This is a genomic window from Dyella sedimenti, from assembly GCF_022760995.1.
GTDB classification, from domain to species: domain Bacteria; phylum Pseudomonadota; class Gammaproteobacteria; order Xanthomonadales; family Rhodanobacteraceae; genus Dyella; species Dyella sedimenti.
Window position 1 is genome coordinate 243,834 of record NZ_JAKWJO010000002.1, and the last position, 14,791, is coordinate 258,624.

Below are 14,791 nucleotides of genomic sequence, written 5' to 3' on the forward strand. Positions count from 1 at the left end.
GTTAGCCCTTGAATCTGAACGCCAGCAGATTTATCGCGTAAGCAGCCACCAGCCCCGTGATGGCAGCTAGTGGCGGTAGTTTCCATTGACCCAGGATCGCGATCAGCCCTCCGAAGATCACGATCCATTTCAGGACCATGCCTGACACCACGCGCCACAGCGTCATGCCGCCACCACCCAGTCCCGCGAAGGTGCGCCACGCCAGCAGCGCGGAACCCAGCGCCACCAGGGTGGCACCCGCAGCGGCCGCCCATGCCTCGCGGCGCCCCTGCGTCAGGAAGGTGAGACCTACGGCCGCCGCCACGGCAAGTTGCAGCAAGATCATGCGCAATGCCAGACGACGGCCGGAAGCAAGACTGTTGAGCACGTGACGTTCCCGCGCGGCTTCGCTCTAGGCGGCACCGAACCAGCTACGGGCCACGGTCCAATCCTAAAAAGTATATCAGTGGGTTATTTACAGCGACAAGCCGCCGCTGCCGCGGCATCTTGTCAGGCAAATGCGCCGTTCACGTCGCCTTCGCGAAATCTCACGCATAGAAAAAGGGCCGGACACGGGGTCCGGCCCTTGACGCAACTGGGGGGAAGAGGCGCTGCGTCGATAAAACCTTGGGCTTACTTGGCCGCGGCGGCCTTCTTGACGGCGGCCACCGGGGCGGTCACGGCGTCATTGGCGGCCTGCTGCTGTTCCTGCACCAGCGAGCCCAGCGACTCGGCGGTCTTCTGGGTCACGGCGATGATTTCCTGGGTCACCGCAACGGCACGCTCGGCGTTCTCGCGGCTGGCGGTGGCGGCCTTTTCCCACAGGACGCGCAGGCCGTCGATGTCACGGGTATCCAGGGCCTCGCTGATGAACTCGGCAGCGGCCTCGGACTGCTTCTCCAGCGCCTTGATCTGCAGCTCGGCGATCTTTTCCAGACCCTTGAGGGCCACCGACTGCGCCTTGAAGGCACTGTCGGCCAGCTGCTTGGCATAGGCAAAAACCTGGGTGTTCAGTTGCTGCGTCATGACTTGCTCCCTCGGCAGGGAATGGGGGGTAGTGCCATGCACTCTACCAAGCATTTTTGTGCAGTGCAATATATTTTTATCCCGCCATCTTTTCTGTCATGAATTGTTCAACAAATACATTGCCTTGTTTCATTGCCGCGAAATTTTGCACTGCGTCAAAAACTGTCGCGGCTGCAGCTGGCCCCCGAGGTGCAGGTCTCATGGACCACCACCTTGCCCAGGCCCGGCAGGGCCGGTTGCAGGCGCTGGAAGATCCAGCGCGCCAGCATCTCGCTGGTGGGGTTCTCCAGTCCCTCGATATCGTTGAGGTAGCGATGGTCGAGCTGGTCGAACAGCGGCGCGAAGGCCGCCTTCACGTCGGCGAAGTCCATCACCCAGCCCAACCGGGGATCCGGCTCGCCGCTTACGTGGATCTCGATGCGGAAGGAATGCCCGTGCAGGCGGGCGCACTTGTGCCCCGGCGGCACGTTGGGCAGCCGGTGAGCGGCCTCGATCTGAAAGACTTTGAAGATATGCATGCGTCTATTCTAGCGCCGCCGCCCATGCCCACCCGGCGACCGGCGACCCGCCTCAACGCCGGTCGCCTGGAACATCCGGCTCCAGCCACTCCAGCAGGAACCACGCGGACAGCGAGGCGCCCGGCGCGAGGCAGCGCTCCGGATCGAGGTTGAAGGCGTCGGGCGGGCCGCTCTGCGGCTCGACGCAGGTGGCGTGCGCGGTCTCGTCGTAGACCACCCAATGGTCGCAATCGGAGGTCAGCCGCAGCGATTGGCCGCCCCGTTCGAGCAGCACCGGCTGGCCATTGATGAAGCAGTCGTCCCACGGACCCGGCGGGGGCGCCGCCAGCGGGAGCGTGGGCAGGCCCTCCGGGTCGCGCGGGTAGTAGCGGCTGGGCCGGAAGTCGAGCCGGTCCGGCTTGCGGAACCAGGGATGCCAGCCGATCGTCGCCGGCATCGGCAGGTCGCCGGCGGTCACCGCCAGGCTCAGGCGCAGTTGGCGCGCGCCCACCTCGATGCGCTGGCGGGCCATGCCGCCGAACGGCCAGCGCTCATCCTGCGGCAGCCGCAGCGACAGCTCCGCGCGTGCCGCCGACAGCTGGCCCACATGCCATGGCAGGCCGAACGCCACGCCATGGATCGCATGCCCGCCGAGGTTGGCCGGCAACTGGTGGCGACGGCCACCGAAAGCGAAGCGGCCGTGGCGGATCCGCCCTGCCCAAGGCAGCATCGGGTAGCTGCCCCAGGCGATCATCGCCTGGTGACGGCTGTCGTAACCGACCAGCCAATCTTCGCCATGGAAGGTGATCTGGGCGATCCGGCCGCCCGCCATGGGCGCGAGGTCGACGGCCAGCGCGCCCTGCGCCAGGCGCACCAGCGGCCCGGGAGCCAGCGGGCTCGCGGCGTCGCGCATGGCCGCCGCCGACGGGGCATCATTCGCCATAGGGATGCAGGCAGCGGATCGCGCCGTCTTCGTCGTAGCGCAGCTCGGCCATCTTGATCGAGCGCAGATGCGTCACGCCACCCGACAGCAGGGAGTCGTGATAGAACAGATACCAGCGCCCCTCGAACTCGCAGATGGAGTGGTGGGTGGTCCAGCCGACCACCTCGGTGAGGATGGGCCCTTGGTAGGTGTACGGGCCATAGGGGTTGTCGCTGGTCGCGTAGCACAGCAGGTGCGTATCGCCGGTGGAATAGGACAGGTAGTAGCGGCCCTGGTAGGCATGCATCCACGGCCCCTCGAAATAGCGGCGCGCGTGGTCGCCGGCGAGCAGTGGCTGGCCGTGCTCGTCCAGGATCACGATCTCGCGCGACGGCTCGGCGAACTGCGTCATGCCGTCGGCCAGGCGGGCGATGCGCGGTCCCAGCGCGGGCTGGTGCGGCAGCGGTTCGCGATGGCTGGCGGCATAGGCGTTGTCGCGATACTTCTGCAGCTGTCCGCCCCAGATGCCGCCGAACACCATGTAGAACGCACCGTCGTCGTCGCCGAACACGGCCGGGTCGATCGAGTAGCTGCCCTCGATGGCCTCCGGCTCGGGCGTGAACGGGCCTTCGGGCCGGTCGGACACCGCCACGCCGATCTGGAACAGCCCATTGCTGCGCTTGGCCGGGAAGTACAGGTAATAGCGGCCGTCCTTGCAGGCCGCGTCGGGGGCCCACATCTGGCGCTCGGCCCAGGGTACGTCCTTCACGTGCAGGGCGACGCCGCAGTCGACGGCTTCGGACGTGGGCGAATCCATGCGGAAGACGTGGTAGTCCTCCATGCAGAAATGGTCGCCGTTGTCGTTGAAGGGCACGCCGCCGTCGATGTCGTGCGAAGGGTAGATGTAGATCTTCCCTTCGAATACGTGCGCGGAAGGATCGGCGGTATAGATATGCGTCACCAGCGGCCGGGAAAGGGCCCTGGCGGCAAGCGAGGCGAGGTCGAGGTTCGTTTCGTCCGACATGGAAGTACCTGCTGGATCCCGCCGCTCAGGAAGCGGCGCCGGCCAGCGACCGGCGCTCGCCGAGCTCCCGCTCGATGCGGAGTTCCATGGATTTGTTGATCTTGTAGAAGAACAGCAGCGCGACCGCCGCCAGGAAAGGCACGGAGCAGAACACGCTGACGGTGAGCCGGATGCCGTTGACCACGCCCGACGCCTGCGCCGCCGCATCGGCCACGTAGCCGTAGTGGGCCAGGATGCCGGCCACCATGGCGCCGCCGATGCTCAGGCCCATCTTCAAGCCGCACAGCATGGCTGAGAAGATGATGGCGGTCGCGCGGCGGCGGTTGCGCCATTCCGAATAGTCCGCCACGTCGGCGATCATCGCCCATAGCAGCGGGATGGTGATGCCGTAGAAGAAGCCATGCAGGATGTACGAGCCTACCACCAGGGCGACCGCATCCGGCGAGTACGCATAGAAGGCCAGCAGGAACAGGGTGGAGGCCAGCAAGGCGCCGCCGAACACGTCGCGCTTGCCGTAGCGGTCGGCCAGCCGCTTGGAGAAGCCGATGCCCACGATCATGAAGATGATGCCCAGCCCGTTGAACAGGCTGAAGGCGGAAGTCGGTGCATCCTTGGGCCAGCGGAACTCGGTCAGCCCCACGCCGGCCAGCAGCCGGTTCAGTCCCGCGATGAAGGCGTTGAAGCCCACGCGGTCGAGGAAGCCCGCCAGCTCGGCCTCGCTGAGGTAGTACTTGAAGTAATAGACGTACATGCCGCCCTTCAACGCCAGGTTGATGAACAGCAGCACGGTCACCGCCAGCATGATCTGCCAGGGGCGGTTGCGCAGCAGGTCCGCCAGGTCCTCGCGCACGGAGGAGTGCTGTTCCGGCGCGGGAACGATGCGCTCGCGGGTGGTGAAGAAAGTGGCCAGGAAGAACACCGTGCCGACCACGGCGAACAGCGTCATGGTGTTGTGGAAGCCACGCGCCTTGTCGCCGTCGCCCAGGATCAGCACCAGCGGCAACAGCAGCACCTGGATGATGAACTGCGCCACCATCACCGCCACGAAGCGATACGACGAAAGGCTGTTGCGCTGCGCCATGCTGCCGGTCAGCACGCCGCTCAGCGCGGAGTACGGCAGGTTGTTGGCCACGTACACCAGCACCAGCAGCGTATAGGTAGCCACCGCGTAGGTCACCTTGCCATGCTCGCCCAGCGCGGGCGTGCTGAAGGCCAGCAGCGACAGCGCGCCGAACGGCACCGCGGTCCACAGCACCCAGGGACGGAACTTGCCCCAGCGCGTACGGGTGCGGTCGGCGACCAGGCCCATGATCGGGGTGAACACGAAGGCCCCGAGCATGCCTACCGAGAATATCAGCGTCGCCGCGGTGGCCGCGGGAATGCGGAACACGTCGGTGTAGAAGAACGCCAGGAAGGTCACCAGCGTCTGGAAGATCAGGTTGGCAGCCAGGTCGCCGAGGGCGTAACCGACTTTCTCGGTGACCGAGAGTGCTTGGGCGTTGCTTGTCATGCGCGAGTCGGGACCACTGGAAACTTCGGGAAGCCCGCCGGCGCCGGCCGGCGAGCGCGGCGCGACGCGCAACGGCCCGCCCGGCATCGATGCCGGGACGGGCCGCGATACATCACGAGCGGACGTCACTCTCAGAAGCTGCCGCGCACGCCCAGCATGATCGTATAGCCTGGGGTGTAGTAGGTGTATGCGGCATTGTTGTAGGTGAAGGTGGTGCGCAGCGGCGCCTTCGTCATGTTGATGAAGTTGAAGGTAATCATCGGCTTGGACGGGAGCGACGCGAACTGGTAGCTGGCCGACAGGTCGAGCTGGCCGCGCGCATCGGTCTTGATCTGGCCGAACGACAGGCCGTTCTGGTTGGCGGTGGAGCTGATCTGCGCCGCGTTCCACACGTACGACAGGCGGACCATGGCGCCGTAGCCTTCCCAGTAGCCGGTGACGTTGTAGGTATGCGGCGAGATGCCGATGGCCTGCGCGGGCACGCCGCTGCCGATGCTCTTCTGCGAGACGACGGTGTAGTTCGCCTGGAAGCCCAGTCCCTTGACGAGGAAGTCCAGTGGCTGCACCCAGTTCGCCTCGGCGCCCTTGATGAAGAGCGTGCCGTCGGCGTTCACCTGCTGCTGTACCTGCACCTCGGCGGAACCCGGGCCACCGCGAAGATTGATCGCCTGCTGCTGCGTGTCGGTGAGGCTGGAGAACGGAATGCCCAGTTGGTTGAAGGGCACCAGGTTGACGCCGTTGACGGTGAAGCCGGTGATGCGCTTGCCGAATAGGTCCAGCGCCACGTAGCCCTCGTTGCCGGTGTACCACTCGCCGCCGAAGTCGAGGTTGGTGGCCAGGTACGGCGCCAGCTTCGGATTGCCCTGGGTGGCGACTTCCGCCGCCGGGTCGCTGAAGTTGGTGTTGGGCACCATCGCGCTCGGGTCGGGCCGGGTCAGCGAGCGCGACGCGGCCAGGCGCAGGACGATGTCGTCGGATGCGCTGTAGGCCAGGTTGAACGAGGGCAGGTAGTAGCCATAGCTGTTCTTGAGCGTCACGTACTGCAGCTGCGTGCCGATCGTCGACGGACCAGAGATGGTCTGGTCGGTGGAAGCGTGGCGCACGCCGCCGTTGACGCGCAGTTCGTGGCCCCACAGGTCGAACTTGCCGTTGCCTTCCAGGTACCAGGCCCAGGTCTTCTCTTCCATGTCGGCACTGTTGGCGCCGGTGGCGGCCGCGGTCGCGATCGGCGAAGTCGCGTTGTAGTAGCCGTAGTTGCTGGCGGCCATCAGCGCCGCGGTGTCGGTGGTGATGAAGCCGCCCGGCCCCGGCATCAGGTAGGACGCCAGCGCGGCATTGGGAATGGCGGCTTCCGCCGCGGCCTGCCAGGCCGCGCTGTTGTCGTAGGCGTTGATCTCGCGCTTGATGTCGTCGTAGGCGACGCCGACGCGGATGTTGTTGCTGTCGTCGCCGATCTGCAGGTCCTCGCGCGTGCCCTGGTTGCTGGTGACGCGGCGCTCCTTCTGCAGGTTCAGGCGATACCACTGCCAGCCGAGGTTGGGATCGTTCAGGCTGCTGCTGGGCGTGATGGTCGGATAGTTGCCGCCGGTATTGTTGTAGTTGACGGTGAGGTTCTGGCCCAGCGGCGTCTGCACCAGGATGGACGGCTGCTCGTTGAGGTACCAGCTGCGCTGCGAATAGCCCTGGAAGTCGAGCTTGATGTTCTCGTCGGAACCGAACAGCAGTTCGCCGCCCGGGTTGATGTTGTAGAACTTCACGTGCTCGTCGTACGGGCGCTGCTCCAGGAAGTACTGCGCGTTGGCGAAGGTGGCCTGGGTGACCACGTCATTGGAGTCCACCTTCATGTTGACCGGGATCATCGTGCCGCTGCGGCCCACCAGGTCCATGTCCAGGCGATCGAACTCGCGCTCCTGCTTGGAGAACATCGTGTCGAGGTAGAAATGCGCACGCTCGCTGGGACGGAACTCGAACGACATCAGTTCCGCCTGGTGATCGTTGGTGCCGTTGATGTACGCATCGCGGCCCAGGCGCGGGATCAGTGCATTGGCGATCTGCTGCGTGTTCAGGCCCGGGTTGTGGGCCAGCAGCCAGGCGTTGTCGATCGTCTGCCCGGCCGGCAGGCCCGCGCCGGCGCCCGCCGGCACCGTGCCCGGGATCACCCAGCTGCCGCCCGCCGGACTGCAGCCCGCGGTACCGCCGCATTGGGCGGCGCTGAGCAGCGGCGTGGTCCAGCCGATCGTCTCGAAGCCGCGCACGTCGTAGTCGCTGCGCGAGCCGGTCAGGCCGATCAATGCGCCGAACGTGCCCGACTCGTTGGTCCAGCTGCCGATGATGGAGCCGCGCGGCTTCACGTCGCTGCCGACCGAGCTGTAGCTGCCCTGCGCGGAGTAGGTCAGGTGCGTGCCAGGATTGTCGAACGGCCGCGTGGTGCGCATGTCCACCACGCCGGCCACGCCGCCCTCGGTCATGCTGGCTTCCGGCGTCTTGTTCACCGTCAACTGCGTGAAGAACTCGGTGGGCAGCAGGTCCAGGTCCACTTCGCGGTTCTGGTTCTGCGAATCCAGCGTACCGGACGAGGCGATGGCCACCTGGCTGCCGTTGAGCAGGATCTTGGTGAAGTCCGTGCCCAGGCCGCGGATCTGGATGTTCATGCCCTCGCCATCGACGTCGCGCGACATCTGCACGCCGGGAATGCGATTCAGCGATTCGGCGATGTTGGTGTCCGGGAACTTGCCGATGTCCTCGGCGAACACCGAATCGGTGACATTGGTGGCGTCGCGCTTGGCGTCGGTGGAGAACTGGATGCTGCTGCGGTAGCTGCCGCTGACGTTCACCGCGCCCAGCGTCTTGGCGGGGCCGGGAGGCGGCTGCGTGCCGCTGGCGTCCTGTCCGTTCGCCGGCGCATCGGCGCTCTTGGACTGCGGCTTCGCCTGCTGGTTCTGCGTCGTGGTCGATGCTGGCGCCGGCGTCTGTTCCTGCGCTTGCGCGGCCCCCACCACGCCAAGCAACGCCAAGCTCAATGCACGCGACAACACGGCTCTTGTGATCTGTGTCTGCACCATACTCCCCTCTCGATTCTGGTGGCGTCATCGTCCCCGGGGCGCCTTGCGGCACCCGCCGATGATTTGCTTTGCTGCAAATGGCTATCGCCGCGATTAGGCAAACCGCGGTTGTGGCGGAAAGGTAGCGCTAACAATTTCGGGGCGCACGCTGCATGGCAGCATTCGCTTTCGACACATTGCAAGTAACTTAAAGCAAAGCCAAATACGCCAACGAATGGTGGCGCGTGAACACGCCGAAAATAGCCGTGACTTTCGTATTACGCGACGACAATAATGGTAGCGCTATCACTTCGATGGCCCGGTCGGAGGGGACTGGCAATGAGGAGAACCGAACGCATGCGCGATATTCCAGCGACGCCTGGCCACGATCCCGCATCGCCCGGCCAGGAGATCGGCGGCAACCGGGCCAGCGCGTCCGCCTTCGCGGGAGATGACGTGGAAGCGGCCTCTCTCCATGCGCGCATCGGCCGCTTCCGCTGGCGCATCTGCGCGATGCTGCTGGCGGCCACCACCATCAGCTATATCGACCGGCAGGTGCTGGGCGTGCTGGCGCCGTTCCTGCAGGACAAGCTGAACTGGAGCGAGCTGCAATACAGCTATATCGTCACCGCGTTCCAGGCCGCCTATGCGATCGGCCTGCTCGGCGCGGGCGCGATCATCGACCGCTTCGGCACGCGCATCGGCTATGCGCTGGCCATCGGCATCTGGAGCGTGGCGGCGATGAGCCATGCGCTGGCCACCGGCGTCGTCAGCTTCGCGGCGGCGCGCTTTGCGCTGGGCCTGGGCGAATCGGGCAATTTCCCGGCCGCCATCAAGGCCGTGGCCGAATGGTTTCCGCAGCGCGAGCGTGCGCTGGCCGCGGGCATCTTCAATTCCGGCTCGAACATCGGCGCCATCGTGGCGCCGCTGCTGGCGCCCGTGGTGGCGGCGCGCTGGGGATGGCAGGCGGCCTTCCTGTGCACCGGCGTGCTGAGCGCCACCTGGCTGACGGTGTGGCTGCTCACCTACCGCACACCGGACCGGCAGCCCAGGCTCGCGCCGGCCGAGCGCACGTACATCGGCAGCGAACCGGCAGCGCCGGCGCAACGCGTGTCGTGGGCACACCTGCTGCGTCATCGGCAGACCTGGGCCTTCGTCGCTGCCAAGTTCCTGACCGACCCGATCTGGTGGTTCTTCCTGTTCTGGCTGCCGAAGTTCCTGCACGCCGAATATGGGCTCAGCCTGCTGGAACTGGGCATACCGCTGATCACCATCTTCCTGCTCGCCGACATCGGCAGCATCGCCGGTGGCTGGCTGGCGGGGCGCCTGATCCGCCGCGGCTGGAGCGTCAATCGCGCGCGCAAGGGCGCGATGCTGCTGTGCGCGCTGCTGATCGTGCCGATTTCGTTCGCGGCGAAGGCCAACCATCTGTGGCTGGCGGTCGCGCTGGTCGGCATGGCCACGGCGGGCCACCAGGGCTGGTCGGCCAATGTCTATACGCTGACCTCGGATATGTTCCCGCGCCACGCGGTGGCCTCGGTGGTGGGCATCGGCAGTTTCGCCGGCGCCGTGGGCGGCATGCTGATCTCCACCCTCACCGGCCTGCTGCTGCAGGCCACCGGCACCTACGTGCCGGTGTTCCTGATGGCCGGGGGCGCCTACCTGCTGGCGCTGGCGGTGGTGCACCTGCTGGTGCCGGCGCTGGCCCCGGCATCGCTGGATGGCCGCGATGCATCCCTCACCGCCGATGGAGTGACGCCATGACGAAGCCCCTCGCCTGGCTGGCGATCGCGCTGGCCGCACTCGTGCCACGCGCACATGGCCAGCCGATCGCCGCGGGCCAGCCCAAGTTCCTGGGCAGCGCCTACAGCGCGGCGCAGGCACCGGGTTTCGCCGACTACTGGAACAAGCTTACGCCGGAGAACGCGGGCAAATGGGGCAGCGTGGAGGCGGTGCGCGGCACGATGAACTGGACCGCGCTGGACGAGGCGTATCGTTTTGCCAAGACCCATGGCCTCCTGTTCCACCTGCATGTACTGGTATGGGGACAGCAGCAACCGGACTGGCTGCGCACACTGCCGCCCGCCGAGCAACGGCGCGCCATCGAGGCATGGTTCGACGCGCTGGCCCAGCGCTATCCCGATGCCGACTTCGTCGAGGTGGTCAACGAGCCGCTGCAGCATCCGCCCAGCGGCAAGCGCAAGGGCGCCGGCGACTATACCCAGGCGCTGGGCGGCAAGGGCGCCACTGGCTGGGACTGGGTCATCACCGCCTTCCGCCTGGCGCGCCCACGCTTCCCGCATGCCAGGCTGCTCATCAACGACTACGACATCACCCCTAGCACGGCGAACACACGGCGCTACCGCCAGATCATCGACCTGCTGCACCAGCAAGGGCTGATCGACGGCATCGGCGTGCAGGAGCATGCCTTCGAGACCCGGCCCAACGTGCCGATGGCCGTGCACCGCGCCAACCTCGACGTGCTGGCCGCGGCGGGCCTGCCGATCTACGTCACCGAACTGGATATCGACGGCCGCGACGACGCGCGGCAGCTCATGGACTACCAGCGCGTGTTCCCGGTGTTCTGGCAGCATCCGGACGTCAAGGGCGTCACGCTGTGGGGGTTCCGGCCGGGACTGTGGCGCGACAGACAGGGTGCCTACCTGGTGCGCAAGGACGGCAGCGAGCGGCCGGCGCTGGCCTGGTTGCGCCAGTATGTGCACGACCTGGCGGCGACGGGCGCCGCGCCTTCGCCACTCCATTGATGTGTCCTTCCGCGCTTCTCCATCTTCTTTCGGAAAACCACGTCCCATGACCACCGTCACGCATCCCCTGGCGCTGCACGAAGACCGCCTGTTCCCCGCCGACGCCACGCAGCGCGCGATCGCCCGCCGCCTGTACACACAGGTCGGCGGGCTGCCGATCATCAGCCCGCACGGCCACACCGACCCGGTCTGGTTCGCCACCGACGCGCCGTTCGCCAACGCCACCGAGCTGCTGCTGGTACCGGACCATTACGTGTTCCGCATGCTCTACAGCCAGGGTGTGCCACTGGACACGCTCGGCATTCCCCGGCGCGACGGCTCGCGCGGCGAGGTTGACGCGCGCGAGGCCTGGCGGGTGTTCGCCAGCCACTTCCACCTGTTCCGCGGCACGCCCTCGTCGATGTGGCTGAACCATGTCTTCCATGACGTGTTCGGCCTGCGCGTACGACTGGAGGCAAGCACGGCGGACCTGTACTTCGACCATATCAACGAGGCACTGCGTACCAGCGCGTTCCGGCCGCGCGCGCTGTTCGAGCGCTTCAACATCGAGCTGATCGCCACCACCGAATCACCGCTCGATCCGCTGCGGCACCATGCGGCCATCCGCGAAAGCGGCTGGCGGGGGCGTGTCATCACCGCCTATCGCCCGGATCCCGTGGTCGATCCCGAGCACGAGCAATTCCCCGATGCGCTGCGGCAATTCGGCGAGATCACCGGCGAGGACGTCCATACCTGGGATGGCTACCTGCGCGCGCATCGCCAGCGCCGCGCCTATTTCGCCCGCATGGGCGCCACCTCCACCGACCATGGCCATCCCACCGCGGCCACGGCCGACCTGTCGCCGGCGGAGGCGAGCCGGCTGTTCGACACGGTGGTGCGTGGTGGCGCCACGCCGGCGCAGGCAGAACTGTTCCGCGCGCAGGTGCTCACCGAGATGGCCGCGATGAGCCTGGACGACGGCCTGGTGATGCAGCTCCACCCCGGTTGCTTCCGCAACCACAACCGCGAGCTGTTCGAGCGCTTCGGCCGCGACAAGGGCGCCGACCTCCCGGTGCGCACCGAGTACGTCCATGCGCTCAAGCCGTTGCTGGATCGCTACGGCAACGAGCCGGACTTCCGGCTGATCCTGTTCACGCTGGACGAGAGTACCTACAGCCGCGAGCTGGCGCCGCTGGCCGGGCATTATCCCTCGCTGTTCCTCGGCCCCGCCTGGTGGTTCCACGACGCACCGGAGGGCATGTGGCGCTTCCGCGAGCAGACGCTGGCCAGCGGCGGCTTCTACAACACGGTGGGCTTCAACGACGACACGCGCGCCTTCCTGTCGATTCCCGCGCGGCATGATGTGGCGCGCCGCATCGACTGCGCCTTCCTGGCCAGGCTGGTGGCCGAGCACCGCATGGACGAGGACGAGGCGGCCGAACTAGCGGTGGCGCTGGCCTACGAGCTGCCGAAGAAAGCGTACAGGCTCTAGCGCGGCGCTGTCCGGTCAGCCGGATAGCGACTCGCCCAGCGCGCGCGATACCGACGATGGCGATGCATCGCCGAGCGCGGCGTACGCCCGCTGCTGCGCGGCCACGTAGGCGGCCTCGCCGGACCATGGCGCGAACACTTCCTTGATCGCGAGAAAGGCCGCGACATCGGCCGCGGGGTCGCCGGTGCAGGCCAGTCCCACCGCCGTCAATCGTTCGTTGAGCGGGTCGACCAGCGCCACGCCGCGTTGGGCCTGCCGCCGCACGAAGTGCATCCAGGCGGCGATGGGCAGGCATAGCGCGTCGATGGAACGTCCTTGCGCCAACGACTCGCCGAGGGTGCCCAGCAATCGCACGGGCAACTTCTGCGAGCCATCCCAGGCGATCTGCGAAAGGCGATGGCGGATCGATGGGTTGCGGAAGCGTTCGAGGATGGCGCCGATGTAGCGATCCGCCTCCAGGCCCTCCGGCAGGGCGATGGCCGGGGCGATGTGCCCGCGCATCAGCCGCTCGACGAAACCCGCCAGCGCCGGCGCGCCCATCGCATCGGCCACGCTGTCCAGCTCCATCAGCGAGCCCAGGTAGGCCAGCGAGGAATGCGCGCCGTTGAGCAGGCGCAGCTTGGCGCGGTCGTAGCCGGCGATGTCGTGGCTCAGGGTGGCGCCCAGGCGCTCGAACGGCGGACGCTCGTTGCAGAAGCGGTCCTCGATCACCCACTGGGCGTAGGTCTCGCGCTGGATCGGCCAGGCATCCACGCAGCCCAGCGCGGCATCGGCGCGTCCGCGCAGGGCGTCGTCGGTGGCGGGCGTGATGCTGTCCACCATCGAGCAGGGAAAGGCCACCTCGGCCTCGATCCATGCGGCCAGCGCGGTGTCGATGCGTTGCGCGTACTGCAGCACCGCGCGGCGCAGGCGATGGCCGTTGCCGGCAAGGTTGTCGCAACTCAATACGGTGTATGGCGCGATGCCGCGCTGCCGGCGTTCGCGCAGGCCGGCGGCCAGGTAGCCGATGGCGCTGCGCGGCGTGGCCGGCGCGGCCAGGTCGTGCACGATATCCGGATGGGTGAAGTCCAGGTCCTCGCCGGCCAGGCAATAGCCTTTCTCGGTGATGGTCAGCGTCACCAGCCGCACGGCGGGATCGGCCAGCCGCGCCAGCACGGCCGTGCCCTCGTCGCGCGCGCACAGCAGCTCGCGCAGCGCGCCGATCACGCGCCACGCGGTCTGCGGGCCAAGCAGGGCCAGCGCATACAGGCCGTCCTGCGGGCGCAGCGCGTCGCGCACCTCGCCGTTGTGCAGGGAGACGCCGCAGATCGCCCAGTCCGGGTGATCCGCCAGCAGGTCGTCCACGTACACCGCCTGGTGCGCGCGATGGAACGCACCGGCACCGAGATGCACGATGCCGATGCGGGTTCGCTCCAGCGCATAGGCGGGTCGCGCCACCGTGGGCGGCAGATCGGCAAGCGCCTGCGCGGACAGGCGCGGAAGGATGCGTGATGCGGCGGCCATCAGCGCTTCACCTCGAAACCCTCCTGCGCCAGGAAGGCGAGCATGTCCGCCTCGCGCAGCAGGTTGGCATCGCCGGGCACGGAATGCTTGAGGCAGGCGGCGGCGATGGCGAAGTCCAGCGCGGCCTCCTCGCTCATGCCACGCAAGAGACCGTGCAGCAGGCCGGCGGCGAAGGCATCGCCGCCGCCGATGCGATCGACGATGCCGGTCAAGGCATGGGGCACCGTGGCCAGCAGGCGCTCGCGCGTGGCGAGCATGCCGCGCAACGCCTGGTCGTCCACCGTGCGATGGCTTCGTTCGGTGGCTGCCAGGTAGCGCAGGCGGGGCCAGACCGAAAAAGCCGCGGAGGCGGCCGCGTGAAAACGCCCGGCCGCCTCCGCTTGGGGAAACTCCATGCCCAGCGCGAGGGCGATGTCGCGATCATTGCCGAACACCAGGTCGGCACCCGCCATGATCTCCCGCAGCAAGGCGGGTGCCTGCGAGGCGCGCGCGCCCCACAGCCGAGCGCGGTAGTTGCCGTCGAACGACACCCGCACACCCGCCGCGTGGGCCGCATGAACCGCCGCCAGGGCGGCCTGGGCCGTGGTCTCGTTGAGCGCCAGGTTGATGCCGGACAGGTGCAGCCATTGCGCGCCCGCCAGCAGGCGCGGCCAGTCGTAGGCGCTTGCCGGCGTGCCGGCAAACACCGAGCCGGCGCGGTCGTAGATCACCTCGGAGGGCCGCTGCATCGCGCCGGGAGTGAGGAAATAAAGGCCCATGCGCCCCTCGGCATGGCGCAGCCCCGCGGTATCCACGCCGTGCCTGCGCAGCTCGCCCGCGCAGGCATGGCCCAGCGCGTGGTCGGGCAAGGCGCTGACCATCAGGCTGTGGTGCCCCAGGATGGCCAGCGACACGGCCACGTTCGCCTCGGCCCCGCCGAAGCGCGCGTCCAGGCGTGGCGATTGCAGCAGCAGTTCGTGGCCCGGCGGCGACAACCGCAGCATCAGCTCGCCGAAGAGGACGATCCGTCCCTGGCCGGCGCTCGATGGTGGATGGCTCATGCGTCGTACTCCA

The 14,791-nt window shown here is 67.4% G+C and carries 12 protein-coding genes; 3 read left to right on the forward strand and 9 right to left on the reverse strand.

Translation table 11 applies throughout. The annotated features are described in order from the left end of the window. Window position 1 precedes the first annotated feature (1 nt). The 7 genes from MJ605_RS06365 to MJ605_RS06395 all read right to left on the reverse strand — a co-directional run bounded on the left by MJ605_RS06365 (window position 2) and on the right by MJ605_RS06395 (window position 8,017). The gene (locus MJ605_RS06365) at window positions 2-367 is read right to left on the reverse strand and encodes a hypothetical protein (RefSeq protein ID WP_243040414.1); all 366 of its coding nucleotides are present in this window, start codon (window positions 365-367) and stop codon (window positions 2-4) included. A gap of 245 nt (window positions 368-612) precedes the next feature. After that, on the reverse strand, window positions 613-1,005 hold the full coding sequence (locus MJ605_RS06370; protein ID WP_243040415.1) for a phasin family protein: 393 nt from the start codon (window positions 1,003-1,005) through the stop codon (window positions 613-615). Window positions 1,006-1,160: 155 nt separating this feature from the next. Next, window positions 1,161-1,523, reverse strand: coding sequence for a 6-carboxytetrahydropterin synthase QueD (queD, locus tag MJ605_RS06375; protein WP_243040416.1), 363 nt, complete (start codon window positions 1,521-1,523; stop codon window positions 1,161-1,163). Between the two features lie 52 nt (window positions 1,524-1,575). After that, the gene (locus MJ605_RS06380; protein WP_243040417.1) at window positions 1,576-2,415 is read right to left on the reverse strand and encodes an aldose epimerase family protein; all 840 of its coding nucleotides are present in this window, start codon (window positions 2,413-2,415) and stop codon (window positions 1,576-1,578) included. A gap of 19 nt (window positions 2,416-2,434) precedes the next feature. Further along, a complete protein-coding gene (locus MJ605_RS06385; protein ID WP_243040418.1) occupies window positions 2,435-3,448 on the reverse strand; it encodes a glycoside hydrolase family 43 protein in 1,014 nt (337 codons plus the stop codon). A 25-nt stretch (window positions 3,449-3,473) separates the two neighbouring features. Then, a complete protein-coding gene (locus MJ605_RS06390) occupies window positions 3,474-4,958 on the reverse strand; it encodes an MFS transporter (protein WP_243040419.1) in 1,485 nt (494 codons plus the stop codon). 131 nt (window positions 4,959-5,089) lie between these two features. Next, window positions 5,090-8,017: a TonB-dependent receptor gene (locus MJ605_RS06395; RefSeq protein ID WP_425600990.1), complete on the reverse strand. Its 2,928-nt coding sequence runs from the start codon at window positions 8,015-8,017 to the stop codon at window positions 5,090-5,092. Between the two features lie 495 nt (window positions 8,018-8,512). Here MJ605_RS06395 and MJ605_RS06400 point away from each other — a divergent pair, with 495 nt between their 5' ends. From MJ605_RS06400 to uxaC, 3 genes are read left to right on the forward strand one after another with little or no spacing between them, the layout of a single operon-like run. After that, complete coding sequence (locus MJ605_RS06400; protein ID WP_243040744.1) at window positions 8,513-9,763, forward strand: MFS transporter; 1,251 nt, start codon at window positions 8,513-8,515, stop codon at window positions 9,761-9,763. Next, window positions 9,760-10,764, forward strand: a complete 1,005-nt coding sequence (locus MJ605_RS06405) for an endo-1,4-beta-xylanase (protein ID WP_243040421.1) — start codon at window positions 9,760-9,762, stop codon at window positions 10,762-10,764. Before MJ605_RS06400 ends, MJ605_RS06405 begins: the two co-directional genes overlap by 4 nt. A gap of 46 nt (window positions 10,765-10,810) precedes the next feature. Then, complete coding sequence (gene uxaC, locus MJ605_RS06410; RefSeq protein ID WP_243040422.1) at window positions 10,811-12,235, forward strand: glucuronate isomerase; 1,425 nt, start codon at window positions 10,811-10,813, stop codon at window positions 12,233-12,235. Between the two features lie 15 nt (window positions 12,236-12,250). On the opposite strand, the gene MJ605_RS06415 is transcribed toward uxaC, so the two are convergent. Continuing rightward, entirely contained in the window at window positions 12,251-13,738 is a 1,488-nt protein-coding gene (locus MJ605_RS06415; protein ID WP_243040423.1) for a mannitol dehydrogenase family protein, read from the reverse strand. Next, window positions 13,738-14,778 carry a sugar kinase gene (locus tag MJ605_RS06420; RefSeq protein WP_243040424.1) on the reverse strand — a complete coding sequence of 347 codons (1,041 nt, stop codon included), beginning with the start codon at window positions 14,776-14,778 and terminating at the stop codon, window positions 13,738-13,740. The genes MJ605_RS06415 and MJ605_RS06420 overlap by 1 nt, the downstream gene beginning before the upstream one ends. Window positions 14,779-14,791 lie beyond the last annotated feature (13 nt).